At 68.5% G+C, this 25,624-nt stretch carries 29 protein-coding genes and 2 pseudogenes; 29 read left to right on the forward strand and 2 right to left on the reverse strand.

The features are described from left to right. Positions 1-110: 110 nt before the first annotated feature. From IF78_RS0115325 to IF78_RS0115450, 25 genes and pseudogenes are all read left to right on the forward strand, one after another. A pseudogene (locus IF78_RS0115325) lies at positions 111-881 on the forward strand (N-acetylmuramoyl-L-alanine amidase); the annotation flags it as partial. Between the two features lie 399 nt (positions 882-1,280). After that, entirely contained in the window at positions 1,281-1,526 is a 246-nt protein-coding gene (locus IF78_RS0115330; RefSeq protein ID WP_037640468.1) for a hypothetical protein, read from the forward strand. 82 nt (positions 1,527-1,608) lie between these two features. Next, a complete protein-coding gene (locus tag IF78_RS0115335; RefSeq protein WP_031477192.1) occupies positions 1,609-2,058 on the forward strand; it encodes a site-specific integrase in 450 nt (149 codons plus the stop codon). A gap of 156 nt (positions 2,059-2,214) precedes the next feature. Next, the gene (locus IF78_RS0115340) at positions 2,215-2,787 is read left to right on the forward strand and encodes a hypothetical protein (protein ID WP_031477193.1); all 573 of its coding nucleotides are present in this window, start codon (positions 2,215-2,217) and stop codon (positions 2,785-2,787) included. A gap of 89 nt (positions 2,788-2,876) precedes the next feature. Next, positions 2,877-3,080 (forward strand): hypothetical protein, encoded by a 204-nt coding sequence (locus IF78_RS0115345; protein ID WP_031477194.1) that lies wholly within the window; start codon positions 2,877-2,879, stop codon positions 3,078-3,080. A 108-nt stretch (positions 3,081-3,188) separates the two neighbouring features. Further along, a complete protein-coding gene (locus IF78_RS0115350; RefSeq protein WP_158751397.1) occupies positions 3,189-3,533 on the forward strand; it encodes a hypothetical protein in 345 nt (114 codons plus the stop codon). Between the two features lie 27 nt (positions 3,534-3,560). Then, complete coding sequence (bet, locus tag IF78_RS45035; protein ID WP_051827877.1) at positions 3,561-4,556, forward strand: phage recombination protein Bet; 996 nt, start codon at positions 3,561-3,563, stop codon at positions 4,554-4,556. A gap of 73 nt (positions 4,557-4,629) precedes the next feature. Further along, positions 4,630-5,763, forward strand: a complete 1,134-nt coding sequence (locus IF78_RS0115360; RefSeq protein ID WP_031477197.1) for a PD-(D/E)XK nuclease family protein — start codon at positions 4,630-4,632, stop codon at positions 5,761-5,763. Positions 5,764-5,862: 99 nt separating this feature from the next. Continuing rightward, the gene (locus IF78_RS0115365; protein ID WP_158751399.1) at positions 5,863-6,789 is read left to right on the forward strand and encodes a helix-turn-helix domain-containing protein; all 927 of its coding nucleotides are present in this window, start codon (positions 5,863-5,865) and stop codon (positions 6,787-6,789) included. Between the two features lie 30 nt (positions 6,790-6,819). Then, on the forward strand, positions 6,820-7,143 hold the full coding sequence (locus IF78_RS0115370; RefSeq protein WP_031477199.1) for a hypothetical protein: 324 nt from the start codon (positions 6,820-6,822) through the stop codon (positions 7,141-7,143). A gap of 89 nt (positions 7,144-7,232) precedes the next feature. Further along, complete coding sequence (locus IF78_RS45040; protein WP_051827879.1) at positions 7,233-7,853, forward strand: hypothetical protein; 621 nt, start codon at positions 7,233-7,235, stop codon at positions 7,851-7,853. A 210-nt stretch (positions 7,854-8,063) separates the two neighbouring features. After that, positions 8,064-9,554 (forward strand): DNA cytosine methyltransferase, encoded by a 1,491-nt coding sequence (locus IF78_RS0115385; RefSeq protein ID WP_031477201.1) that lies wholly within the window; start codon positions 8,064-8,066, stop codon positions 9,552-9,554. A 33-nt stretch (positions 9,555-9,587) separates the two neighbouring features. After that, on the forward strand, positions 9,588-10,313 hold the full coding sequence (locus IF78_RS0115390) for a hypothetical protein (RefSeq protein ID WP_031477202.1): 726 nt from the start codon (positions 9,588-9,590) through the stop codon (positions 10,311-10,313). A 19-nt stretch (positions 10,314-10,332) separates the two neighbouring features. Continuing rightward, a complete protein-coding gene (locus IF78_RS43655; RefSeq protein ID WP_037640471.1) occupies positions 10,333-10,743 on the forward strand; it encodes a hypothetical protein in 411 nt (136 codons plus the stop codon). A 33-nt stretch (positions 10,744-10,776) separates the two neighbouring features. Further along, positions 10,777-11,583 carry a hypothetical protein gene (locus IF78_RS0115400; RefSeq protein WP_031477203.1) on the forward strand — a complete coding sequence of 269 codons (807 nt, stop codon included), beginning with the start codon at positions 10,777-10,779 and terminating at the stop codon, positions 11,581-11,583. A gap of 157 nt (positions 11,584-11,740) precedes the next feature. Continuing rightward, entirely contained in the window at positions 11,741-12,082 is a 342-nt protein-coding gene (locus IF78_RS0115405; protein ID WP_031477204.1) for an HU family DNA-binding protein, read from the forward strand. A 62-nt stretch (positions 12,083-12,144) separates the two neighbouring features. Next, positions 12,145-12,645 (forward strand): hypothetical protein, encoded by a 501-nt coding sequence (locus IF78_RS0115410; RefSeq protein WP_031477205.1) that lies wholly within the window; start codon positions 12,145-12,147, stop codon positions 12,643-12,645. Beyond that, the gene (locus IF78_RS0115415; RefSeq protein WP_051827881.1) at positions 12,642-13,292 is read left to right on the forward strand and encodes a hypothetical protein; all 651 of its coding nucleotides are present in this window, start codon (positions 12,642-12,644) and stop codon (positions 13,290-13,292) included. The genes IF78_RS0115410 and IF78_RS0115415 overlap by 4 nt, the downstream gene beginning before the upstream one ends. A gap of 275 nt (positions 13,293-13,567) precedes the next feature. Then, entirely contained in the window at positions 13,568-14,209 is a 642-nt protein-coding gene (locus IF78_RS0115420; RefSeq protein ID WP_031477207.1) for a hypothetical protein, read from the forward strand. Positions 14,210-14,270: 61 nt separating this feature from the next. Next, positions 14,271-14,573, forward strand: a complete 303-nt coding sequence (locus tag IF78_RS0115425; RefSeq protein WP_031477208.1) for a hypothetical protein — start codon at positions 14,271-14,273, stop codon at positions 14,571-14,573. A gap of 91 nt (positions 14,574-14,664) precedes the next feature. Beyond that, a complete protein-coding gene (locus tag IF78_RS0115430; protein ID WP_031477209.1) occupies positions 14,665-15,675 on the forward strand; it encodes an N-6 DNA methylase in 1,011 nt (336 codons plus the stop codon). Continuing rightward, complete coding sequence (locus IF78_RS48420) at positions 15,672-16,199, forward strand: hypothetical protein (protein ID WP_031477210.1); 528 nt, start codon at positions 15,672-15,674, stop codon at positions 16,197-16,199. The genes IF78_RS0115430 and IF78_RS48420 overlap by 4 nt, the downstream gene beginning before the upstream one ends. Beyond that, positions 16,196-17,848, forward strand: a complete 1,653-nt coding sequence (locus tag IF78_RS0115440; protein WP_031477211.1) for a DUF4192 family protein — start codon at positions 16,196-16,198, stop codon at positions 17,846-17,848. The genes IF78_RS48420 and IF78_RS0115440 overlap by 4 nt, the downstream gene beginning before the upstream one ends. A gap of 47 nt (positions 17,849-17,895) precedes the next feature. Continuing rightward, positions 17,896-18,477, forward strand: a complete 582-nt coding sequence (locus tag IF78_RS0115445) for a DUF6349 family protein (RefSeq protein ID WP_031477212.1) — start codon at positions 17,896-17,898, stop codon at positions 18,475-18,477. Further along, positions 18,474-19,001 carry a hypothetical protein gene (locus IF78_RS0115450; RefSeq protein ID WP_031477213.1) on the forward strand — a complete coding sequence of 176 codons (528 nt, stop codon included), beginning with the start codon at positions 18,474-18,476 and terminating at the stop codon, positions 18,999-19,001. The genes IF78_RS0115445 and IF78_RS0115450 overlap by 4 nt, the downstream gene beginning before the upstream one ends. 127 nt (positions 19,002-19,128) lie before the next feature. Here the strand turns inward: IF78_RS0115450 and IF78_RS0115455 are convergent, their stop codons facing one another. Continuing rightward, complete coding sequence (locus IF78_RS0115455; protein WP_031477214.1) at positions 19,129-20,616, reverse strand: hypothetical protein; 1,488 nt, start codon at positions 20,614-20,616, stop codon at positions 19,129-19,131. 558 nt (positions 20,617-21,174) lie between these two features. Between IF78_RS0115455 and IF78_RS50865 the strand changes: the two are divergent. The 4 genes and pseudogenes from IF78_RS50865 to IF78_RS45405 all read left to right on the forward strand — a co-directional run. Beyond that, positions 21,175-21,315, forward strand: a pseudogene (locus IF78_RS50865) (hypothetical protein); the annotation flags it as partial. 291 nt (positions 21,316-21,606) lie between these two features. Next, positions 21,607-22,077 carry a helix-turn-helix domain-containing protein gene (locus IF78_RS0115460; protein WP_031477215.1) on the forward strand — a complete coding sequence of 157 codons (471 nt, stop codon included), beginning with the start codon at positions 21,607-21,609 and terminating at the stop codon, positions 22,075-22,077. Between the two features lie 51 nt (positions 22,078-22,128). Continuing rightward, entirely contained in the window at positions 22,129-22,713 is a 585-nt protein-coding gene (locus IF78_RS0115465; RefSeq protein WP_051827883.1) for a hypothetical protein, read from the forward strand. A 243-nt stretch (positions 22,714-22,956) separates the two neighbouring features. After that, positions 22,957-24,519, forward strand: coding sequence for a pentapeptide repeat-containing protein (locus tag IF78_RS45405; RefSeq protein ID WP_063762127.1), 1,563 nt, complete (start codon positions 22,957-22,959; stop codon positions 24,517-24,519). A 61-nt stretch (positions 24,520-24,580) separates the two neighbouring features. On the opposite strand, the gene IF78_RS0115475 is transcribed toward IF78_RS45405, so the two are convergent. Further along, on the reverse strand, positions 24,581-24,826 hold the full coding sequence (locus tag IF78_RS0115475; RefSeq protein WP_031477218.1) for a hypothetical protein: 246 nt from the start codon (positions 24,824-24,826) through the stop codon (positions 24,581-24,583). Between the last annotated feature and the right edge of the window lie 798 nt (positions 24,827-25,624).

A 25,624-nucleotide genomic window follows, 5' to 3' on the forward strand; every position in this document is an offset into this window, starting at 1 on the left:
CGGCGGCCACGGCCGACTGCCATCCGGCGCAGGGGAGAAGGACGAAGCGCGTGGCTACACCGCTGAGCGCGGACAGGTTCCTGTCCGTGCTGAAGGGCGCCGGGCTCGGCGTGGTCGAGCACGGCAAATGGCGCACCCACAACCGGAACACCCACGGCAACTGGGGCCCCGCGAACGGGGTCATGATCCACCACACCGGGCCGTACAGCTCCGAGAAGGACATGGTGGAGCTGTGCCGCGTCGGCTACCAGGATCTCCCAGGACCCCTGTGCCATGGCGTCATCGACCGGTCCGGGACCATCCACCTGGTCGGCTACGGCCGGACCAACCACGCTGGCATGGGGGACACCGACGTCCTGCTCGCGGTCATCGCGGAGAAGACGGACCTCCCGCGCGACAACGAAGCGGATACCGACGGCAACCGGCACTTTTACGGTTTCGAGTGCATCAACACCGGGAGTCAGCCGTGGCCGGCGGCTCAGCTCGACGCGATGGCGCGGGCGGCGGCGGCCATCTGCCGTGCGCACGGCTGGAAGGAGCACTCCGTCATCGGCCACAAGGAGTGGCAGCCGGGGAAGCCTGACCCGGGCGGCATCGACATGGACGACTTCCGCGCCCGGGTCGCCCGGCACCTCAAGGACGGCGGTAAGCCGAAGCCCGACCCGAGGCCCAAGCCCAAGCCGGACCCGAAGCCGAAGCCGACACCGAAGTACGCGGCGTACCCGGGCAAGCAGTTCTTCCGCGAGGGCCGTTCCTCCCCGGTGGTCGCCGCGATGGCGAAGCGGCTGATTGCCGAGGGCTGCGACTCCTACGACACGCCGCCCGGCCCAGTGTGGAACGACGCGCACCGCCGCTCGTATGCGGCCTACCAGATCAAGCGCGGCCACCACGGCGCCGACGCCGACGGCATTCCCGGTCCGCAGACCTGGGCGGACCTCCGCGTCCCGCAGCAGGCCGGTGCCGCCGACCCGACCCCCACCACCCCGAACCAGGAGCACGACCCGATGCCGCAGGCCCTTGCCGATGTCGCCGAGCGCACCGTTGCCACCTACCTCCAATCGCTGCTGGGCCTGATGGCAGCCTCCAGCACGACGGACATGGTGTCCCTCTCGGCGTGGCAGGCCGCCGCGGTCTCCGCGATACCGGCCGCACTCAGCGCGTTGAAGTCCACCCTCGGCACCGTCCTGGGCAGGCCTGGAACGGCCTCGTGGCTGCCGATGAAGCGCGACCCGGCCACGCCCCAGCACTGACCGCCGGGCAGCGAGAGGAAGGAGGAGATCGTGCCCGAAGGACAGGTCGCGCTCGCCCTGGCGGAGCTGCGCCAGGCGCTGGAGGTCGGATTCGCGCGCATCGACGGCCAGTTGGCGCTGCTTGTCCAGCGCAGCGATCAAACGGACAAGGCCCTGGAGGACCTGGAGGAGAGGGTGGGCGCGCTGGAGAAGACCAGGTGGCCGCTGCCGACCGTCGCCGTTCTGGCCAGCATCACCGCGGTGGTGCTCACCGTCTTCAGCCTGGCCCGCGGCTGAGATGAACGCCCCTGCCGTCAAGCGGTGTTGTCCGACAGCGCGCTTAGCGTGATGGCGCACTTGTTCCTGCGGCCTGGGGGTCATGATGGATACGACAAACCTGCTCGTCAGCGACCTGGAGGTGGACACCGCGCTCGCGGACCCGGCGGTGCCGGCCGCCATCCGCGCGGTGTGGCAACTGCTGTGGGAGTCGGAGGTCCGGCTGGATGAGGTCCTGGCGTTCGACGTGCCGGACGCGGAGCTGGATGACCGCCTGGTCGTCATCCGGCACGCGAAGGAAGGCGGCGCCTACGAGGCCGGGATCACCGTGTCGGCGGCCAACGCGCTGCGCGAGCTGATCGGGTCCCGTACAGACGGACCGCTGTTCACGCTGGAAGGGCGGCGGCTGACCAAGGCCGAGGTGGCGACCGCCTTCCGCGAGGCGACCGGCGGGCGCACCATCCACGCCCTGCGGTTCACACGACAGAGGAAGGAGCAGGGCTCGACCCGGCTCAGCTCCACCGCCGACCAGCCCGAGGGCAAGACCGCGTAGAGAGCGCGGCAACGCACACGGCCCCCGCCGAAGCGGGGGCCGTTCGGCCTCTTGGAGAAAAGACCGCCGCCACCATAGCAGCGACCGCCGCGTACGCCGGCGTGCGCACACGGCTACGCTGCCCACTGCATTCAGGGCAGACACCGGAGGACGGGGATGAGTCGGGGCAAGCCGTATCTGGTCGGGCACCAGGAGTTCGCCGCGCTGTACCGCGTCGATCCGAAGCAGGTCGCGCAGTGGCTTTCGCCAAGCCGCGGCAGCGTGCTGGATCCGGAGACCGCCATCATCGTCAGCGGGGTGCGGTACTGGCCGCTCGGCTTCGCGGCAAGGTGGGGAGCGACCACGGCGCGATTCCGCCAGGTCGACCTGGACGTGAAGGCACGGATCATCGAGGAGCAGGGCGAGGGCTGGGAGCCGAACCTGGGGGATGAGCTGCCGCCGATCGTCGGCCAGCAGGAAATCATCGAGCTGTTCCACCTGCCCGCGCAGGGCAACTTGGCGACGACTATCGCGACGGGGCGGTTCCCGGAGCACGACTGGCTGCTGTCCGGGTCAATGCTCTGGATGCTGGACACCGTCCTCGATGCCGTCCCGGAGCTCCGCGAGAGCGCGCGGAGCCTGCCCTGGGACGTGGACGAAGAGGTCGTCGCCGCCCTGCGCGACGGCACCTACGACGGGCCCGGCAGGCGCGTACTGACCCGAGGCCGCCATGCCCGGAAGGCCACCTGACCTGCGTAAACACTGTACTTAGCCTCGAATTGCTAATAAGATATAAGCGTCCCCGTTATGGGGGTCCGCAGTTCACCAAGGAGGCAGTAGTGCAGTTCATCGTCACACCGGGCGGCGACGAGGTCGCGGTCATGAATGCCAGCGAGGCCCTGGTCGTCGAAGGGGCCCTCTCGCTCTACGTTCTCAAGCACCCAGAGTCCAACGTCGCCATCGACGCCCTGCGGGTCGCGTCGGCGGCCAACGAGGCTCGCGAGGCGCGCATGGAGGAGGCGGCGGAGCGGGCCTCCGTCTGATCTCGGGCTGAGTGCGTGAAGTCGCGCCTGTAGCCGGTGGGGTTGATCATCTGTCCGCCGACCCTCAAGATAGGTGACATTCTTGAAAGAAGTCACTAGGGGGTGGGTGTGGCAGCCGTCCAGGACGAGATACCGGGTCTGGTCATCCACGCCGTGAGGCAGCCGGACGGCCAGTCGGCGTCGATCCAGGCCCAGTTCGAGACATTCCACGAGCTCAACCCCTGGGTGCTGCGCGCGTTGGAGGCACTGACTGCCGACTACCTGAAGCGCGGCGCGAGCCGTGTCGGCATCGGGATGCTCTTCGAGGTCCTGCGCTGGCGCTACGTCACGGCGACCGAGGGCGACGAGTTCCGCCTCAACAACAACTTCCGCAGCCGGTACGTCCGGCTTCTCATCGAGCGCCACCCCGAGTGGGCGGGCGCGTTCGAGGTCCGCGCCTTGCGGACCGACTGAACCAGTTCTCTTGGAGACGAACGACCCATGAATCAACCGACCGAGCAGCAGGGCGACGACGCTCCGTCCAGCGCCCCGCTCCTGACCGCCACCGAGGTGCTGCCCGAACGCAGCGTGTCCCAGAGCGCCGTTGTGCTGCGCGCCGACCAAGTGGAGTTCGACGCGCGTCAGGTGGCCGCCCTGTCGCTGATCAGCCCCGGCCTCGCCCAGGCGCCGCGTGCCCAGCTGGCCTTGTTCTTCCACTTCTGCGTGCGGTCCGGCCTCGACCCGTTCGCGCGGCAGATCTACATGATCGGCCGTACCAACTGGAAGGCCGCCGACAACCCCGACGAGCCGGAGAAGACCTGGACCATCCAGACCGGCATCGACGGCTTTCGCACGGTCGCCCACCGCGCGGCTATCAAGGCCGGGGAGTCCATCTCGTACGAGGACACCGTCTACTACGACTCCGAGGGCAACGCCCACGAGGTCTGGCTGTCGAAGGCGTACCCGGCCGCGGTCAAGGTCACCGTCCTGCGCGGCAACGCCAGGTTCCCGTTCATCGCCCGCTGGGACGAGTTCGCCCCGACGTACTACGACCGCAAGCAGGGCGCGTACGTCGTGGCGAAGATGTGGCAGCAGATGCCCGCCCACATGCTCCGCAAGTGCGCCGAGGCCGGCGCGCTGCGCATGGCCGCACCGCAGGACCTGTCCGGCGTGTACGTGGACGAGGAGATGGCGCGGGCCGACGCTGAAGCCGTCGTCCGTGAGGCGGAAGAGGCGACCCGACGCCTGCGCGAGGCCGCCGGGCTCGAAGCAGGGAGCGACAAGGGCGGCGACGCGAAGGAGGAGTCCGCCGAGGACTCCCAGGGCGGGGGCCAGGACGAGAGCACGGACAAGCCCGTGCCGAGGAAGCGGGCGCGTGCCGCGAAGAAAGCCGCCCCGGAGGCCAAGCCGGACACCGCCGCGGAGTCCAACGAGCCCCCGGCCCCGGCGAAGCGCACCCCGCGTAAGCGGGCCTCCTCGCCCCGCCGCGCCTCCTGACCCCTGACAACACCGGGTGCCGCCCGCTGTCGGCGGGCGGCACCCCATCCTCTTGGAGAACACCGTGACCACTATGGCCATCGCGCTGGAGCGGCCCGTGAGTCTGTGGCCCGCCGCTCACGCGGCGGACGCACGCCGTCCCCGCTCCCAACAGACCAAGCTCGGTGCCAGCGACACCGTGTGCGCACGCCGGGCTGGGTACCTCCTGCACGGCCGCACCCCGACTGACGTCGGCGAGAAGCGGAAGGCGATCCTCGGGACCTGGCTGCACGCCGGGATACTCGACGCCGCCCGCGAGGAGTACGGCTGGCTCGTCGAGCGCCGCGTCGAGGACGAGACCGTCCGGGGCCACATCGACGCCGTTCAGCTCGACAGCGCCACCGCCGCTCGGCTCCCGAAGCGGCTGCGCCCCACGCTCCCGGCCGAGGAGACGACCGTCGAGGACGTGAAGACGAAGAGCACGTACCAGTGGGACAGCGTCCTGCGGTACGGCGCGAGCGAGGCCGAGCTGCGGCAGGTGTACCTGTACGCCGATCTGCTCGGCACGGAAGGCTTCGCCAGCGTCCGGGGCCAGCGGCAGCTTGCTCACCTCGGCCCGGTGCCGGTCGCCCGCATCCGCTTCCGGTTCATCAACCGCGACTCGGGTGACGACCACGTTCAGGAGATCGCCTACGAGGCCGACCGCGCACGCCGTGCCCGCTGGTGGGTTCAGCAGGTGCGTGCCGCCGCCTCCCCGGAGGAGCTGCCGCGCACATTTCAAGGGCCGGGCATCTCTGCGATCTGCGACCACTGCCCATTCCGTACCGCGTGCTGGGGGCCGCTCGTCGCCGGGCGCTACCCGCAGAGCCAGCTGATCCACGACGACGAGGAACGCGCGAAGGCACTGGCCGAGTACGCCGAGGTCTCCGAGCAGATCAAGCCGCTCAAGGACCGGCAGAAGTTCCTGCGCGCCCAGCTCGAAGGATCCGAACCCGGCGTCTACGGCGACAACGTCCTGAAGTGGAGCGGCGGCAACCCGACCAAGGTCGATGACGTCGAGGCGATGGTCGCGCTGTACCGCCGCGCAGGGCTGCAGGTGCCGATGGTGCCGGACGCGGCGTCGATGAAGGCGACGCTGAAGGAGGTGGGCATCCCCGTGCCTACGCGCCTCGACCACGACCGGCGGACCGCGGTGAGCATCAACGTCACCGCGCGCAAGAAGCCCTGATCGCGCCACCCGGCGGGGCGGAGTCGGCGTGCTCCGTCCCCGCCCCGGCGCGGCGGGATCCGTACGGAACACGGAGAGGTGCCGGTGAGCATCCAACTGATGGTGGTGGCCGCCTACCTGCCGAAGGAGGTGATCAACACCACGCAGAAGCTGGTCCTCATGAAGATCGCGGACTCGGCCGACGACCAGACCAGGCTGGCCCGGCCGGGCTTGGAGCGGATGATGGCCTGGGCCGGCGTAGGGGAGAAGCAGGTCATCACGGTGGTGACGCAACTCGTCGGACTCGGCCTGGTCGAGCGGGTCACGATCGGACGTGTCGGCCGCCGCGCCGAGTACCGGGTGTTCCCGCATGGCGTGCCGCCCATCCCGTCGACGGAGGAGCTGATCGAGCGGCGCCGGGCGGCGCAGCGCGCCCCGACCAACCCCCGGCTGGCCCGCAAGACCGCGCGCCGCAAACCGTCGTCGGCGGCCCGGACCCAACAGGACATCGCCGCACGGGAAGAGGCACGGGCCGCCTCCGAGGCCGCTTCGGAGCCAGGGTTGCCCCAGGGGAACCCTGATGACGCTTCGGGCAGGGTTGCCCCAGGGGAACCCAGTGGGTTTCCCCAGGGAAACCGGGCGGGTTCCCCTGGGGAAACCCCTTCTCTTCCTCCTTCTTCCTCTTCTCTTCCTAACCCCCCTACCCCCACGGCTGACGCCGCAGGGGAGCCGGAGGCGGAGCACGGAGAGCAGCAGCGGGCAGGTTGCCCGAAGCACGCCGAGCCGGTGAGCAACTGCCGGGGGTGCGGGACGAACCCGCGTGCCGGGAGGGAGCAGGCGCAGCGAGAAGCGGCCGACCGCAAGCACCGCGAGCAGCAGGACTGGCTACGGCAGTTCTTCGCCGAGCAGGAGCAGCGCGTTGCGGCAACGGACCCGCAAGCCCTGGAGATGGCCCGCCAACGAGTGCGAGACCTTGCCCGAATGGGGCGCGAGAAGGGCGCCAACGCCAGGCGGAAACAGGGGCGTTCACAAGATCGGCAACATTGACGCCCCGGTGTGCGCCATTAAGATATAAGTATGAGTTCGGAACTGGCCGAACTCACCGACCTCTTGGAGACCATCTTGACCGACATACTCACCCCGGCCCCCGACGCCTACGTCGTGGTCGCCGAAGTGATCCACGGCGCGCCGGTCGCACCGCGACTCGGCGGCCACCTCTACTGCTCGGCCGAGTGCGCCGAACACGGCGTCCGCGAGCTCGTCAGCGACCTGAGCAAGGAGGAGGGCGGCAGCGGCTTCGTCCTGCCCCACGAGGGGCGCGCGATCGGCTGCGTCGTCACCCGCGGCGGCCGGATGTGGTCGGTGCAGATCCTCGCTCGCAGCGAACTGCCCACCGTCTGACACCCGCCTCACCTGAGATAGGTGACATTTTTAAACGGCGGGCGTGCTTTTTGTGCGCCCGCCGTGCACACCCTCTTGGAGACCAGAACATGACCATCACCATCGCGGCTCTGCCCGACCACAACCGCACCACCGACCCGCTGTGGCAGCGGCTGTTCCACGGCTACGGCCACGTCGTCACCCCGCTGCGCTACGCGGGCTGGGTCACCGACATCGAGACCGGCGGCGGCGAGTTCCACGTCCGCGCCGACCTCGGGGACGGCACGGAGCTGATCATCGCCTCCGAGCACAGCCTGCCCGCCGACCCTGCCGAGGTGAACGGCTGGACGGCCGTCCGCCAGGACGTGGAGAACGCCGACAGGCACACCGTCCTGTACGACTCCACCCCCAACGGCCCTCAGCGCCACCACAGCAACAGCCTGATCCCGCTGCTGGCCCGCATCGACGGCCTCGACGTTCCCCGCCGCGCCCCCCGGCTGATCGTCTCGGCCACGCACACCGCGCCGTACGGCGCGAGCCACAACCAGACCGCCGGGATCGAGGGCGCGGCCACCGCCATCGCCCGCTTCTCGGAGTGGTCCCAGCGACTCACCGACCACGAGGGCTACCGCCGCGTCTGGCAGCGGCCCCAGGCGGACGGCTACCCGCTGGCGCTGTTCGAGTGCGCCGGACACATCACCACCGTCCGCGTCACCCGCAGCGATGACTGACCGGCCGCGCCGCGCACCGCGCCCCACCGGGGGCGCGGACCGGTGATCTGGCTGCTGATCGTGTGCGCCCTCGGCCTGCTGGGGTTCACCGCCCTCGGCATCGAGGACAGCCGCCACCACCGCGCGTTACGCGCCTCCGACGAGTCCTGACCACGGCCGCCCGGCCCACCATCCGGGCCGGGCGGCCCCGCCTCTTGGAGACCTTAGACCGTGCCCCGATCCATCCACCTGCTCTGCGGAGCGGGCGGAGACGCCACCGGCCTGTTGGAAGCCGGCTTCGACCCCATCCTCGGCATCAACCACTGGCAGACCGCCGTCGACACGTTCGGGCTCAACCACCCGAATGCGGCGGCGCGCTGCGCCGACATCCAGAACTACCCCATGCGGTGGCTCCCGAAGGCTCTCGTGCTGTGGGCCTCGGTGATCTGCACCGAAGTCAGCCCCGCCGGCGGGAAGAAGCGACCCGACCCGGTGCAGGACGCGCTGTTCGAGGAAGAGGAGCTGTGGCGCGAACTGCCGCCCGAGGCTTTCGAGATGACCCGGGTGACCGCGTGGTGCGTGCTGCGCGCAGCCGAGGCGAAGCGGTTCCCGTGCGTCGTCGTGGAGAACGTCGTCGAGTTCATCACCGACTGGCTGCTGTTCCCCGAGTGGATCCGCGCCATGAAGAAGCTCGGCTACCGCGTCCAGATCGTCTCCGTGTCCTCCGCGCACATCGGGACGGAGACCAATCCGTACGCCCCGCAATGGCGCGACCGCGTATACCTGGTCTTCACCCTCACCGGGATCCGCCGCCCCGACCTCGCCCCGCGCCCGCTGGCGTACTGCTTCGAGTGCGGGCGGGACGTCAAGGCGCGCCAGAGCTGGCGCGACTCGCGGGTGAAGGTCGGCAAGTACCAGCAGCAGTACGACTACCGCTGCCCGAACAGCCGGTGTGGCCACGCGCTGGTGGAGCCATACGTCCGGCCCGCCTCCGACGTGATCATGTGGGACGACATCGGCCAGCGCATCGGGGAACGCGCCCGCCCGCTGGTGCCGAACACCATGCGCCGCATCGCGGCCGGACTGGCGAAATTCCCCTACGAGCCGTCCCTAGTCACCCTCACGCACGGCAAGGACGGCACCGACCGCGCGTTCGCCCCGCACACCCGGCCGCTGCCCACCCGCACGGCCAAGCTCGGTGAGGCCCTGCTGGTGCCGGTGGGCGGCTCGTGGAACGACACGGCCTCGCCCATCGAGGAGCCGATGCGCACCCGCACCACCCGGGAGAGCGAGGCCCTCGTCACGGTGGACCCGTTCATCGTGGAGTTCCGCAACAACTGCGACGCCGCGCCGATCGACGCCCCGCTGAGCACCATCGCCACGGCCCGCCACCACGGCCTGGTCGTGCCCGACGGCAACGTCCGCACCCGGGCCCGCAACACGTTGGTGATCCCGTACCGCAAGGCCGCGCCGAAGACCGCGCGCGAGCCGCTGCACACCCTGTCGACCCGCGACTCGGCGGCCATCGTGCGGACCGCGCCCGCTATCGAGGACTGCTACTTCCGCATGTTGCAGCCCCGCGAGCAGCTATCGGCCCAGCGGTTCCCCGAGACGTACGAGGTCGTCGGCACCAAGGCCGCCCAGACCCAGCAGGCCGGCAACGCGGTCAGCGTCAACGTCGCCCGGTGGATCGGCGAACGCCTCAAGCCCGTTCTCGCCTGACCCCATCCCCCAAGAAGAAGGGACACCCCTGCCATGACACCGGCAGCACACGACCAGGTGGCCATCCTGGCTCAGCAGCGCGAGGAACTGTCGCTCGCACTCCGCCGAGCCGAGCAAGCCCACTGCCTGGCCATCATCGATCACCTCGCGGCCAAGATCCGTGCCCGCTGCCCCGAGGCCGTCTACGTGGCCTTCGACCGCAGCGGCCAAGACCACGCCGTCACCGTCTACGGCGTGCTCGGCGAGCAGCCGAGCCCGCTGGGAGCGTGCCCCTGGCTGTGGGACGGCACCCAGGCCGGGCATCCGCTCAACGAGATCGACTCGGACATCACCCTGGACGTCGAGTACGCGCTCCTGCCCCCGACTTCACCGGCCTGGGCGCTCGTGCACCGCAACACGGGCATAGACGGCAGTTGGCTTCTGGAGCTGCCCCCGGTCGACCGCGCGGCCCGCGTGGCCGAGCTGATACGCGGGCACCACCCTGCGGCGACGGCGGTCATCGTGGACGGCCGCGCAGGCGGGGGCCGTGTCGTCGGGGTCATCGAGGAGCAGGCGGACAGTGACGCCCCCGCCCCTGTAGTCCGGCCCCGGCTCAGTAACGCGTGCGACGACGCCCTCACGCGCCTCGTGGCACAGGTCTTCCTCCTCCCGCCACTGGCCGACCGTCACCTGATGCCGGTCCCGAGCGGCTTCGCCCATCCCCATGGCTCCAGCGTCAGCGATCAGGTCCGCCTGTTGCCGCTGCCGCCGAGCGCCTAGCGCACGGGAGGAGGAGCAGATGAGCGGCAACGGGTGGGTCGCCCAGGCCCCCTGCGCCGGGGACGCCCGCTTCACGTCCGAGGAGACGGCAGCCGAGGCCCCGACGGAGCCGCTGGTCCTCTCCCTCCTCGCGGCCTGCCAGGGCTGCCCGTTCCGGTCGCAGTGCATCGACCTGGTCATGCCGAGCACGAGCCTGTTCGACGGCGTGTGCGGCGGGCGGCTCTGGCGCAACGGCCAGGTCCTCGCGACCTGCGAGGGTGCTCAGCCCGTCGAACTACGCGAGCGCGGCCGACGCCCGATCACCCACGGCACCGAAGCCGGTGCCCGTGCCCACAACCGGCGCGGAGAGCGCGCCTGCTCCCTGTGCCTGGAGGCTGGACGGCTCGCCCAGCAAGCCCGCCGGGCCCGCAAGCGCGCCTCCGGCGCCTGATCATCACCTCTACAACTCCTGCGGAGACACGACATGTTCACCATCAAGGCCCGCGACCTGGCAGCGATCCTCGACCAGGCCGCCCCGCACCGCTTCCGGGCGGTCGAGGACGCCAATGACCTCGACGCCCTGATCCTCGATTGCACTCCCGGCCACCTCCACGTCGTCGCGTGCAGCGACCGGACGCTCGCCGTCGCCCGCACTCCCGTCGCGGGCGCCGTGTGGACGGCCCCTGTCGGCTACGACGACGCCGCCGCGCTGCGCGGCTGGCTGGAGTCGTCCGACACCGTCACCGTCGAGCACGTCACCAGCGGCGGCCACCGGCTGCTCCGCTTCACCGAGGGCGTCGCGCAGCTCACCATCCCCGCCGCACCCCACGTCGGCCGCCTGCCCTGGCGCGCCCTGCTGCGCCTGGTACTCGACGCCCGCGACCACGGCGCGCTGCACGGTCGGCACGTGCAGCTGAGCGCCGACGACCTGTCCCAGTGGCTCAACGCCGGCGGCAAAGGCGAGGCGATCGAGTTCCGCTCCCTGGGGTCTGCGGGCACCCTGGTGACCGCCGGTCCCGACTTCCTCGGCCTCCAGACCCCGCACGGGGACGGTCCGGTGCCGGGCGAAGAATGGTCCTCGTCGCTGCGCACCCGCCTGTTCCTCTTCGCCGGGCAGTTCCTCGAGGTCGGGGCGCGCTACGCGGACTGGACGGGTACGGCCTGGGTCGTGCCCGCCCGGCCCCGCCCCGGTGAGGAGCCGCGGCTGATCTCGGCCGACTACGCGGCCGTCGCCCTGCCCATCTCCCAGGTGCTCGCGGTCGGCAAGTTTCTCGTCCGCCTGCCCGACTAACGCGAGATAGGTGACATTCATGAATAAACGCGCGTGCTCTCGCGCTTCGATGTGCGACCACGTCGCGGACCCCGGCTACGGACTGAACCCGTGGCCCGCCGCGTGGCGCGCCCGTCCCTCGACTCCTGTGGCCCAGCCGAATCGAAAGGAAAGCCCCGTGAACAAGGCTCAGCTCATCCAGGCCGTGGCGAAGGTGACTGGCAACCGCGCTCAGGCGGCTGACGCCGTGGAGGCCGCGCTCGACGCGATGGTCCGCGCCGTCGCCGCCGGTGAGGTCGTCTCAGTCACCGGCTTCGGCAGCCTCACCCCCGAGGTGCGCCCGGCCCGTACCGCCCGCAATCCGCAGACCGGTGAGCCGGTGGAGGTCGCCGAGCGCCGGGTCGTGAAGTTCCGTCCCGGCGCCCGGTTCCAGGACCTCGTCGCGGGCCGCCGGGCGATGCCCGAGTCCGGCAACTGCATCCAGAAGGACCCCAAGACCCCCAAGGTCGCCCGCCCGTAACCCGTTGCACACCAGGTGCCGTCCCGGCGCACGCCGGGACGGCACCGCCGAAGGAGTTCGAGATGAACGACCGTTCCGTGGGCGTCGAGATCGATGCCACGGCGAAGTGGCTGGAGGAGCGGTGCATGGTTGGCGCGGCCCGTCTGCTACGGCGCGTCGCGCGACAGAGGGACGAGGCCGTGCGGCAGCTTGGCCTTCGCCCCTCCTCGCCCGGGCATCAGGCGGGCGGCGGCGAGTGCACCGCTCCGCGCGACCTGGACGCCGCCGCCGAAGCGGCGATGCTGCGCACCGACGTGGCGCGTCTCCAGGCCCTGGCCGAGCGTGCCGGCTGGGTGCCCGACCCGGACGCGAAGCGCCTGTGGCGCTGGCGCGACGGCTGGTGGGAACTGAGCTACCGCCGCAGGAATCCGAAGGACGGTTACCACGACACCGGCTGGTATCTGTGGGGGCCGCCCGGCAGTTACGACGGCGAGTGGACGGCCCGCGCCAAGACTGCGGCCGTGGCTGAGGCCAACCGGCTTATCACCGACCATCGCGCGGCAACCGGCGAGGGTGATCGGTGACCGCCGAACTCCAAAGCGCCCCGGTGACCCTGCCGAGCGTCCAGGAGAAGGGGGAGTGGCAGCCGCGTGTTGTCGGCCTCGACCTGTCGCTGACCTCGACCGGCATCGCGGGAACGGACTGGGCGCGCGCCTACCGGCCCGGCCGCCGCCGCAGCCACGAGCGGCTGGACTGGCTGGTCACGGCCATCGCGCTGAGCGTGAAGGACGGCGCGGACCTGGTGGTCGTCGAGGGCGCCGCGTACGCCCAGGGTGGGCAGGCCGGGCACCACGAGCTGGCCGGGCTGTGGTGGCTGGTCACGCAGTACCTGTGGCGCCACAGCATCCCGTACGCCGTCGTGACCCCGCACGGGCGCACGATCTACGCGACCGGTCGGGCCAACCCGGCGCAGGACTTCCCGCGCAAGGACCGGGCCCGCGTCGCGAAGGGCATGGTGCGCTCGGTGGCCGTCGAGCGGTACGGCGTCCCGTGTGAAGGGTCGGGCCGCTACGACCAGGCGGACGCCACGATCCTCGCTGCGATGGGACTCGACTGGCTCGGTTACCCGACCGTGCCCGTGCCCGACTCGCACCGCCGCGCGCTGGAGGCCGTCCGCTGGCCCGATCTCATTCCGGCAGCCGCAGATTGGGAATTGAATTGCGGAAATTAAATGCGCATTCGGTTGGCCATACCTTGCTTCTGGGGTATCTGCCATTAAGATATAAGTAAGGAATTCGGGAAATGCCCGAAGAGGAAGGGGAATTGGAATGGAAATCCAGAACCACGGATGCGGCTGCGAGTGCAACAGCGGTGGCTTCTGCGGCGGCTGCGGCCACGCCGGATGCGGCGGACGCCGCTAACCATCCCCGAACCCCAGCAGCACCTCGCGCCCCCGGCCAACCGCCGGGGGCGCACCCATACGCGCAAGCGCCTCTTGGAGAACCCATGACCGACACCTACTCGCCCGGAGTCCGGCAACTCGCCCGCGAAATAGGGCTCGACCCCGAACACGTCGCCCACGCTGTCCGCTTCGCCTCACGCACCTTCGCCCGCGTGCAAGTGACGACCGGCATGACCCTCGACCAGTTCCGCCGCCTGTTCACCCAGGACCGGCACTCCATCGCCATCGTCGCGAACCTCGCCATGCGCCACGCCGGCCGCCGCGACGACGCCCAACTCCTGATGGACATCTACAAGGCCGCCGAAGGCCGCCTCCCGTACCAGCGGCCCATCCACACCGGCGTCGGCACCCCGCCCGAATGCCATGGCCACCCGCACGTCCAGGCCGCCGTACGCATCCTGACCGCCGCCGGACTGCCGCCCATCCACACCGACGGCGTCCACGAACTCCGCCCCGGCTTCCAGGTCCTGCCCGACGACACCGGAGAACTGCCCGGCTGGGTGTTCATCGCGCCCGACCCTGGCGCCAAGGGCCGCACCGGCTTCGCAGGCGGAGAGCTCGGCTACCTCGCCGTCATGCGCTGGGCCGGATGGGGCGTCATCACCGAACGCCTCCCCGGCGGCCTGTACGCCGCCTGCCACCCCGACCACCGGGACAACCCCTTCCCCACCGACCCCACCTCTTGACCCCGCCCGTGCCCGGCCGCCCCCTGCGGCCGGGCACGGCCCACCAGAAAGGCATCAGCCCGTGAAGCTCCCCGTTGGCGACGCGACCCTGGCGGCCTGGGCCACGCTGCTCGGCCTCACCGACAAGCAGACCGCCGCGACCCTCGCCGAGATCGAGGAGACCCTGCGCATCGGCTACGAGCACCGCCCCGAAGAGCTGCGCGACACCAGCTTCGACCAGCTCATCAAGGACATGGAGACCGACGAGGCGGCCCTGATGTTCCTCATCAACGGCCTGCGTCAAGCCGGTTACCCCGCCGCTGCCTACGACGTCGAGGTCCGCGGCATCTTCGCCACCCTCCGGGACCTCCAGCAGACCAGCTGATCCCGCTCCCCACCCCATCCACACGCCGCCCCGGCCGCGCCCAGCGCACCGGGGCGGCCCCATGCGCGCCCGCAGAAAGGAATCCGCAGCCATGTCCGACGACTTCTTGCCCCGCGCGGCAACTCCGGCCACCGCCGCGCGGCCCGCGCCGGCTTGGGCGAAGAAGCCCCCGCCCAAGCCGACGGCCCGCCCCACCGGCAAGATCACCGCCCGCCGCTACGCCGCCCCACGCGACCCACACGAGCACGCCCGCAAGATCGCGGAGAACGTCCTCGACGCCTGGTACCAGTCTTTCGGCGGCAGCAGCATCGACGTCCCCCTCGGCACCGTCGCCGGGCTTTCCCTGCTGCGCAACGTCCCCGGCCTGGCGGACTGGGTGCTCAACCTCCAGCCCGAACAACTCCCGCAGTTCCTCAAGGAGATCTACCTAGGCCACTGGATCAAGCGCCCCGACCTGATCAACCGCGCGATACGCCTCCACGACTGGGCCTGGAACCCCGCCCCCGACAAGCAGCAGCTCCGCGCCGTCCACGCTGTCACCCGCGCCGCCATCAACACCGGCCTGATGGACCTCACCGGCCACGACGACCCCTGGCAACGCTCCGAAGCCGACGTCCTCAGCCCCCTGCTCACCGGCCTTCGCCACAAGAGCGACAAGAAGTGGCGCGGCGAGTACCACACGCCGGCGTGCGTCACCGACCTGATGGCCAACATGACCGTGGACAAGGACTTCGCCAAGCCAGGCATGTCCTTCCGCGAACCCGCCGTCGGCTCCGGCACGATGTTCCGCTCCGTCGCCCAACGCCTGCGCGACCTCGGCCTCAACCCGCACGACTTCCACTGGTACGGCAACGACATCGACTCGCTGTCCGCTGGGTGCGCCGCCGTCAACGCGATCATCTGGGACCTCGGCCCACGCTGCCTCATCGGCTGCGCCGACTCTCTCGCACCGGAAGACGACTACGCCAAGACCCGCGCCGAAGCCAAAGAAGCCTTCGAGCAGCGCGACCGGTACATGGAGACCGCCTCCACGATCATCGCCCACCGCCGCGCCCTCGCCCTCCTCGACGAACTCATGCCCAGCAAAGAGAACGCCGCGTGACCGAACCCGACCCCTTCGACCGACCACGCACTACTCCGGCACCGCGCCGCCGACGCCCGGCCTTCGCCGGCCCCCGCGATGAGATCGACCTGCCGCCCCTCGACCAGCTCGCCCCCACCCTCGACCCGCCGTGGAGCAAGAAGGACACCGACACTCCCGACCGCACCGCCGCCTACCAGCACCCCGACGGCCACCGCATCGGCCTCCGCGTCCAGCCCCGCGGCCTCGCCATCCAGACCTGGATCACCGCAGGCCCCGACCTGCCGCCGATCCCCGACGGCACCGACATCGAGCAAGCCGAAGCACAAGCCGCCAACGACGCCCGGCTCCAGCCCGGCCGCACCTGGCACGCCGTCCTGACCACCCGCATCAGCAAAGCCCTGGCTGCAGACCTCGCCGCGCTCGTGCGCGAACGGCTGCTCCCAGCCCTCACGAACAAGCCACGCGGCATACCTGCCCCCGCTCCGCCCGCCCGCATCGGGCAGCCCGACACCGCATTGCAGAAGGAAGGAACCCAGAAGTGAGCGCGTCCGACAACGCCGTGCAGGTCACCAGCCTGCCCAACCTCGCCCAGATCCTGCCGTACCTCCTGGGCCACTACCCGGACGACAGCATCGCGCTCCACGTCCCCGGCCCGAACTTCCATGACGGGCCGACCATGACGTGCCCCCTCCCCGAGGACACCGCCGAGTGGCAGGCCACTGCCGAGAACGCTGCGCGCCAGTTCGTGGCCTACGCCCACGACCGGGGGCACGACCCCGCCCAGGGCGTCATCATCTACCTCTGCCGCGAACCGCGCCTCGGCCAGAGCCCCGAGGAGACCGCCGCCCTCCTCGCCCCCATCGGCACCTGGCTCACCAACGAGTTCACGGAGCACCGCGCCACCGTCCTCCAGACGATCGGTCTCGTCGCGAACCGGTGGTGGGCCTACGAGTGCGACAGCGACGGGTGCTGCGAGGGCGAACCGCTCCCGTCGCCGGACGATCCCACCAGCGTTGTCGCGCAAATGACCCGCCTCGGGCGCACTCCCGGCCCCCGCACCCGCGACATCATCAAGGAGTTCCGGGCGGTCACGGCCGATCCCGACTTCCTCAAGGACCTGCACACCGCCGCCAACCACTTCAACACCCGGTGCGCGACCAACGCTGGACGCGACGCCACGCTCGCGTTGACGTTGGAGCAGATCAACGCCGCCGTGAGCCGGTTCCGTGACGGGGCGACCGTCCTCAGCCGCGCTCTGACCACGCAGCTCATCGTCGGACTTCAGGACGACGCCGCCGTGGAGGCCGGCGTGGCCCGCGCGGAGGACGGCGACCTTCCCCACGCCCGACGCCTGTGGGCCTACCTTGCCCGGCACTGCGCCGAACCGTTCACGCAGGAGGCCGTGCCCATCCTGACGCTGTTCGCATTCGTCGCCTGGCGGCAAGGCGACCTCATCGCCGCGCGGTTGGCCCTGCGCGACGCCATCACCATGGACCCCCACCATGAGCTGGCCACCGGCATACACCTCGGCACCATCGACGGCGAAGACCCCCGAGACTGGCTAGCCTCCGCCCGCGAGGGCCGTGCCCACCGCGCGGCACACCTCCAGCACGCTGTCCAGGTCGCCAGCGAATACCGCCCCACCACCACCGACACCACCGCGGTGCGCTACCGCGAAGCCCTCGACGCCGCAACCAGCCACCACTACGACCAGGTCCTCAGCGAAGAGGAACGGCTCCTCGCCCGCCACGGCACCATCGACCTCATCAACGGAGCCTTGGTCGACTTCCGCAACGGCCGACCCCAGCTCACAGACGAGATCGCCGCCCGCATCATCCTCGGCCTGCAAGACCCGCACACCAGGGACGCCGCACTGTCCACCGGCGAAGAGAGCGACCTTCCCTACGAGCGGCAACTGTGGGGCTACATCGCCCGGCGCTGCGTGCCGCCGCACACCGGAAAGGCACCCCCGCTCCTCACCCTCCTCGGCTGGGTCGCCTGGCGACAGGGCGACACCGTCACCGCCAGCCACGCCTTCGCCGAAGCCCTCGACATCTACCCCGGCTACACGATGGCCAAGCTGCTGCTCGACGGCATCCGCATGCAGTGCGACCCGGCCCGGCTCCTGGCGACGTACCGCGACGCGGCGGCGGAGTTCGCCGCAAGCCGACCCGACCTCGACACCCCCTGACCAACACCGTGACCCCGGCAACCGCTGGGCCCCTGGAGACCCACCTCATGACCACGCCTGACGAACGTTGTGGCGCCGTCGCACGCCACACCGACTACCTGCCCCACTACCGCGACAAGAACAGCAACAGCCGCGACCGCTGGCGCATCGCCTGGGGACACCCAGGCTTCACCCATCACACGCCGCCCGAACCGACCACCGACCACCAGCCCACCGCCCTCGTCCGCAACTGGGGCCGCCTCGCCCCGGACGGATCCGGCGACATCTGGCCCTACCTCCACCGGGGCGCTTGCCTCGCCTGCACGTGGGAAGGCCCCGGCCGCCGACGAACCGACCAAGCCGTCGAAGACGCCCACGACCACACCCATGAGGGATGGCGCGACCTCCCGGCGCTTCCCGAACGCCGAAGCCGGCACTGGACCACCCACGCCACGCACCTGTACCCGAAGGGCTGGTTCGACACAGGCGGGCCCGTGCGCACCATCCGCACAGGAATCGAGAAACGGCACCTGCCCGGCAAAGCGCCCGGAGGCGGCTACGACCTCGCCGTACAACCGCCAAGGACGGAGCATCGGACAGCGATCACCGAAACGCTGCTCCCGGAGCACCACGAGAGCGAGGCGGCGTGAGCGACCCCAAGTCCGTCACGTGGCTCCGACCCGAGTACAAGGGACGCGAAGACGAACTGATCAACCTCGCCGCCGGAGCAGCCCTCGTCGGCGTCACTCGCTCCACCGTCAGCAACTGGGCCAAGCGCCACGCAACCTTCCCGAAGATCGTCTTGCTGACGGGTATCGGCGACAGGCGTGTGAAGTACATCCCCCGCGACGAGTTCCTGTCCTTCGCCCACGCACAGATGAACAAGGAACGCACGCCAGCCCGTAGACCGGCCGCCCGCCGGCCCACGACCCTTCTGCGATCAGACGAGATTGCTCACTCCGAACGGCAGATAGCCCGGCTCACTGAGCTGGAGGCACGTCAAGCAAAGGCCCTCGCGCGCACCCAACAGGCACTGAGGAAGCACCGCGAACGCCTCAGGCAGGCTCGGCAGGCGCTCGCCGCAGAGATCGCTGCAGTGCACCACCTCGAACAAACGGAAGGCGCATCAGGCGTCGACTTCGCAACACCAGGAGGAGGAAGCATCCCGGAGTGACCTCGCAACGAGGCTGCTCACCGCAGACAGGGCCGCGCTCTCGGGTGCAGACGGCGCGGCCCTGTCGCATCGGTCAGGAGTGCGACTAGCGATGCTCGCACTACACAAAGGCGAGGCACGCCTCCCCTCAGAAAGTGCTCCAAGCCGATGCGTGCGCCTCCGGACCGTAGGGACTCCACCCGTTGAGGTGCGGCTTGAGATCTTCCGGCTCGAACGTCAGCCCGGACGGCATGGTCGGTAGTTGTGTCAGCGGGTCGAGGGTCTCCGCGTAGTCGCGCGCCCACCGCAACCAGACACGAGCCGATTCAACGTCGACGTCCTCCTCCACCGCTACATTGATCCTGCGTTCCAGAGCGTCGCAGTACTGGCGGAGCGCATCCGCATCCTGCCACTGCCTTGCCTGCTCACGGAGAATCGTTGCGAAGCGAGCCTGAGCAGCCTTCTCTCTGGCGGTATCCATGGCCGCTTCCCAGTTGATGCGGCGCTCTTCCGTCGCGCGTTCCTCATCCAGCTTCCTCTGCTGCTCCTCGACCGCGCGAGTCTCCAGTTCCCGGAGCACGATCCCGAGGACGTCCTCGAGTTTCGACCGCTTGCGGTCGCCCCAGTGGTGCTGCCTCTTGGACCGGCTGTACCCGATGTCCAGAGCGAGCTGCTGAGAGCGGTCTGGATCAGCAGACTGGGGAAACTCCTGCTTGATAGTGACGCAGCTCGTGAAGCCGTCGATAACGATCTCCAGCACCCCTTCCCGACAACTCGCGGGGAAGTACCGGCCGTTGTAATAGTGCGCTGAACGGTGGTCACGTTCAGGGACCCGCTGCTCGCGTACCTTGTATCCCCGGCGTTCCGCCTCTGCTGCGATCCCTTGCAGCAGCAGCAAAGCACGGCGACGCAGAGAGGGCGGCATAAGAAGCCGGCGCTCGCTGTCTCGCAAGGCCGCCACGACGCGGTGCGGCGAGCGCAACTGCCCGGGGACTGAAACCCGCGGGTTCTCCTCTGGGGACCTCCGCCCAGAGTTGGCATGTGGGCCGTCTACCAACGAGATTTGCAGATCACGGCCCGCGTTCCACAGTCGCTGCTTCTCGATGCGCTTGCCCGCCGGCGCGAGTTTGTGCCGCTTGGCGAAGTCGATGACACGTCGCCACTCGGTGATCTCATCCTCATCAGGCTCTGATATGACCACATGGCGCTCGGCGACCAATCGCTCCACGAGCTTGGTCGCTTTTGCGCGGCGTGCGACGGGGATGGGCCTTTCGCTGTACGGCGTTGGCTGCTTCTTATGGGTGGTCACCGGCTTGCTCCCATGAGCTGTCGCCGTTGTCGTGGAGCCGCGGACCCCGCCCTTCGTCACGGTCACCGGTGCCTTCGACTCACCAGCAGCCGTGCGGCCGTGTGCCGGATGCTCCGGATGATGACCGTGCTGCAGGTAGAACCGCCCTGCCTCAGCAACTTCCGCCCGCCAGCCGCCACCCCGGCGGCTCACCGTCACGAGACCCCGATCGCGCAGCGCATAGGTTGACCGCCGCATACCCGGATCCTGAGCGCCGGGATCCTCGCCGCCAGCAATGCTCCTGAGGAGCGTGAGTTGTCGATCGTTCAACGCCTTCCAGCGATACATGCCACAAGTTCACAAGGGGACGAGGCGGGTCACAAGAGCGGCCGTCCGCCCGACCGCGAGAGTCGGAGAGGACGAACCGACCACGCGGCGCTTCGGGTCTGGAGTGACAGTGCTTGCGGCCCTGTTGGCAGGAAAGAGACGGGTGCATCGCCGAGTTCTACCGCTAGACCCAGTAGGCGGAAGCGGCCTTGGGCAATCGAATGGAGACCATGCGCGATAGGCTGATATGAGGCGGCTAACCTGCGCAGATGCCGCCCGGCTCCACCTTCGGGCGAGGAGGGCGGTGTCCCTCTGGCCGGTGTGCCGCTCCGCTGCTCTTGTGTTCGGGGTACCGCCCACGCGCAGCGGTGACCAGCGACCTCGCTGCCCCTGACCACGCAGCTGATCGTCGGTCTGCAAGGCGACGACGCTGTGGAAGCTGGCATGGCGCGCGCCGAGGACGACGACCTTCCCCACGCCCGACGTCTATGGGCCTTCCTCGCCCGCCGCTGCCTCCCGCCCCTACACCGACGCACCGTCCCGGCCCTCACAGTCCTGGCCTGATTCGCCTGGCGACAAGGCGATCTCCCCGTCGCGCGCCTCGTGCTCAGGGAGGCCCTGACCGCAAACCCGGACCACCATATGGCCGAGATCATCCACGACGCCATCAACAGCGGAGTAGACGCGGAAGGCTCTGGCCATCGCCCTATAGGCCCGTGACAAACGGTTGGTGCAGGCCGAGCGCACCGACACACAGGAGGACTGACAGCTCGGAGGCCACCGGTAGCCCTAACCGTCGGTGATGGTGAAGGTCCATGAGTGCTCACAATGTGTGACGCTCCTCAACTAATTCGATCCTCCGCTGCGGACTGGAAGGCATCTCCATCGGCGGCGGTTCTTCACAGAGGCCGCCCGCCAGACGATCAAGCGAGACTGTAATCGGAACGCGATGTGCGTCTTGAGCGTTTCGGCTATGCTGCGGGAAGAGCGACGAGAGAGAGGAGGGGCGCCATGACTACCGAGGCTAGAGTCCATGACCAAGTGGTGCTCCCGCCCGCTGCTGAAGATCGCGAGACCACGGAGCTGTGGTCGGATCTTGGGGATGCGCTCGAAGCCACCGCTGCGAGCACTGGTGGCGGCGTACCGCTCCTGATCACTCCTTCCGGGGAAGAGATCAAGCTCCCGGACGAGGCCTTCAGCATTCTCAAGCTTGTCGCCGACACCATCAACCAAGGGCTGTCCGTGACAGTGAACCCACATGAGACTTGGCTTTCGACTCAGGAGGCTGCGAACATCCTGGGTGTTTCCAGGATGACCGTAGTGCGGTGGCTCGAGGAGGGGCGCCTCAGCTACGAGAGGCCAGGCCAGCACCGCAAGCTTCGGCTTCGGGATGTGCTTGAGTTCAAAGCGGGGCGTACTGCGGAGCTGAATGCCTTCCTGGGTGATGTTGCTGCCGAAGAGGCTGAACAGGGGCTTTACTGAGCGGAGGCACGTCGAGAGGACGCCCCGGGATCATGACATTAGTGTTGGTATGTGAGCTATTCGGTCATCCTTGATGCCGGCACGCTGGTTCCGGGCCACCTGCGCAACGCACTGCTTCACTTGGCTGCGTACGTGACCTATCGGCCACTGTGGACAGAACGCATCTGGGCGGAGGCGCTGCAGGAAGCCTGCCAGCTGAACCCTCTCGCGGATCGTGCTCGGCTAGAGCAAATCAACAAGAGCATCCAGTCGAGGTTCGGTGACGACGCGATGGTCACCGGATGGGAGCGGCACGAGTCTGCGATGACCAACAATGTGCAGGACCGGCATGTCCTGGCAGCGGCGGTTGCCTCCAACGCGAATGGCGTCGTGACAACGGACCCCGGGTCGTTCCCGGAGCCCTCGCGTCAACCCTTCAGCCTGGCGCTCTACTCGCCCGATGACTTCCTGGTGGATCGCCTCAACTGGACCCCATCCAAAGTCCTATCGGCGGTTGAGGCGCAGGCAGCGGAGACAGCCAGGGGTGGGGCGGGAGACCGACTCTCGGCCGAGGACATCCTGGGCAAGCTTGAGGAGAAGGCTCCAAACTTCGCTCGAGAGGCGGCTGACGCGTTGCGCCAGTTCCGCGTGCGCTAACTATCGGCTTTCCCTTAAGGGTTCCTGCTGCCGGGGCGTCCTTGATCCATCTGCGTGGTGTGGCCGCTCAACACGCGTGTTGCCGGCACCAACCGCAGGTACGGCCTTTAGGGTGCCGATGTCGTGACACACGACTCTTCCGCCTCGAAAACTACCCCCTCGTGGCCGCATTGCGGCAACGGGCGATCAAATGCCGATCCGGTCGGCTGCCGAGGCATCAAAATCTCTGGCCAGAGCACATGCTTGGCACACCTCGACACGACATCTGCCCAGAGTTACTTCGACAACCTGGGGCCGGGGCATACTGCAGACTATCGTGGCGTCGAATTCACTGAATCACTTCTCGGCAGGCTGCTTGAAAAGCTTCAAGTTGATGGCAGGCCGCATCTCCATAATGCAAAATTCAATGGCGCAAAATTCGCGGGCGCTGCCGACTTCAGCAAAGTAGACTTCAGCGGCGACGTTGCATTCACTGGGGCCGAATTTACCGGTGACGCCCTATTCTCCAGGGCCGTGTTCTCTCAGTCCGCATGGTTCGAGAATGTAAAATTTGCTGGCCTTGTCAGATTCTCGGGAGCGAGATTCAAAGGTGGCGATGCCAGGTTCTCCGAGTCCGAGTTCATGCGCAACGTCCGATTCGACGACGTGACATTCAATCACGCTGCTCGCTTCAACGGTGCAACGTTCCGGGCATCGTCGCGACTCGGGCCGTTGCGCGCCGCCGAGCTTGAGCTCACCGGGGCGTTGTTCCTGGCGCCACTTACGATTGAAGCGGCCGCTAATAGTGTCCTTTGCCAGGGAACCCGTTGGGAAGCAGCTACGATCATGCGGCTGCGTTACGCACTGGTGGACTTGAGCAACGCTGCACCAACGCAACCCACGGCGATCAGTGCGCACCCAAGCCCCTTCGAAGGACTGGATGAGACCCCTCTAACACCGAGTGGCGCCGATGCGGCCCCGGCCGTGTGCCTGCTGTCGCTGCAGGGTGCAGACGTATCTCAACTGGTTCTTAACAATGTCGATATGAAACGGTGCACCTTTTCGGGTGCATTCCATCTGGACCAACTCAGACTGGAAGGGGGCTGCGAATTTTCTCGGCCCCCCACCTGGATCTGCGGCGTGTGGCCACCGCGGCGCTGGTCAAAGCGGATTACTATTGCTGAAGAGAATCGCTGGCGGGCTACAGCTAAGGGCCGCTGGAAGAAAAGGCGCTACCCTGGCTGGAGTTACGAGCAAGGCGACCCAGAGCCCGTCAATGAACCCACTCCAGAGACCCTTTCTGTGGTTTATCGCCAACTCCGCAAGGGGTTCGAAGACTCAAAAAATGAGCCTGACGCAGCCGATTTCTATTATGGCGAAATGGAAATGCGCAAACGGGATAAGCGGCGCCCGTGGGTGGAACGCAGGTTGTTGGGGGTCTACTGGCTCGTGTCAGGGTATGGCTTGCGGGCAGCGCGCGCCTTCGCCTGCCTCATTACCGCCATGGCGGTGACGGCGCTCGCTCTGATGCTCTGGGGTTTGCCGAACGGTTCACTCCAGCCTAAGACCACCGGCAAGGTGACTGGCCAGAACATCAGCCTCAAAACCGAACAGCCCTCCCCTGAGCTCACTCTCACTGGCAAGAACCGAATCAGTTGGGACCGGACTGAAAAAGCTATTCGCGTTACGCTCAACGCGGCAATCTTCCGATCCCCCAGCCAGAATCTCACCACGCTGGGGACTTTCATCGAGATGGCGGCTCGTTTCATTGAACCGGTCCTGTTGGCTCTGGCCATCCTTGCCATTCGGGGCAGGATCAGGCGGTGAGCGCCGGTGTGCCAGTCTTGGGTTCTGTCGCAGCGTGGACCCGCTCGAAGTGTGCATCGCGTCATCCACGTGCACGACGAGGATATGTGTTCTTCCCGCCGTCGTTCGTACCGCCACCGCTGACGCCGATCTTCATCGGGCCGGCGTAGATGTCGGCCTGGAACGTGCGCTCGGAGCCGTCGCGCCCAGCGGACCGCGCCGGTGAAGCCGAGAAGTCGAAGACCCGCCCCATCCAGCCCAGCGCGGCGTCCGCGTCGTCGTATTCTGGGAACAGGCCGCTGACCTGCGAAAGGCGGCGATGCTCCACCTCCGGGCACAGGAGGGGGAAACCCGCTGCGCCGGTAAGGCACTCCGCTGCGTGCGAGTTCGATACCTCGACTTCCCCGCCGCTCAGCCTGCGTCGATCTAGGCAGGCACCCCAGATGTCTCCCTCGGGAGGGCTCTCGGGGACCGCCAGGGGACACGCAGGGGACGGAAGGACCCGGAAGGATCAGGAAGGCCGGTGCAGAGCCCGAACGGCAAAGCGCCTCTGACCTGCGCTTATAGGAAAGACGAGGTAAGAGCAGGGACTGATCGGAAGATCAGAAAAGGACTCATAATCCGTCGGCCGTGGGTTCGAGTCCCACCCGCCCCACCAGAAAACAGGCCCAGACCTGCGGAAACGTCTCTGCAGTGGCTCTTGGTCATGATCTCCGGCCACGGGGGTGAATCCGCTGCTCACGAGTGCTGTTTGAGGTGCCGCGCTGGGCTCATGCGGGGTGGTTTCAGGGCTCTGACCTGGGGCGTTGTAATGTTGAGTCCGGGTGCTGGCAGTTGCGCAGCGGTGCCGAGAAGCATGATCCAGTGGACGCTCAGTGGACACGAGGAGATGGAACAGGTGCCGGAAGTGGGGCCGGGACGGCCCGGCCAGCGGTCCCGGCGGTGTCCCCCGGTGTATGTGGCAGCCCTGGGCGGGGTTCGTAGGAGAGTCTCGTCGCAGAACGACACGGCGAAGCTCGTGTTCGTATGTCGGCGGTCTCTGAAAGTGAACCCAGTGGTGGTCAGTGAACTCTGACCCCCGGTCCGTCAGTTGATGTTGGTCATTCCCCGGTGTTGGCGGCGGGAA

The sequence above is a fragment of the Streptomyces bicolor genome (genome assembly GCF_000719285.1).
Taxonomy (GTDB): domain Bacteria; phylum Actinomycetota; class Actinomycetes; order Streptomycetales; family Streptomycetaceae; genus Streptomyces; species Streptomyces bicolor.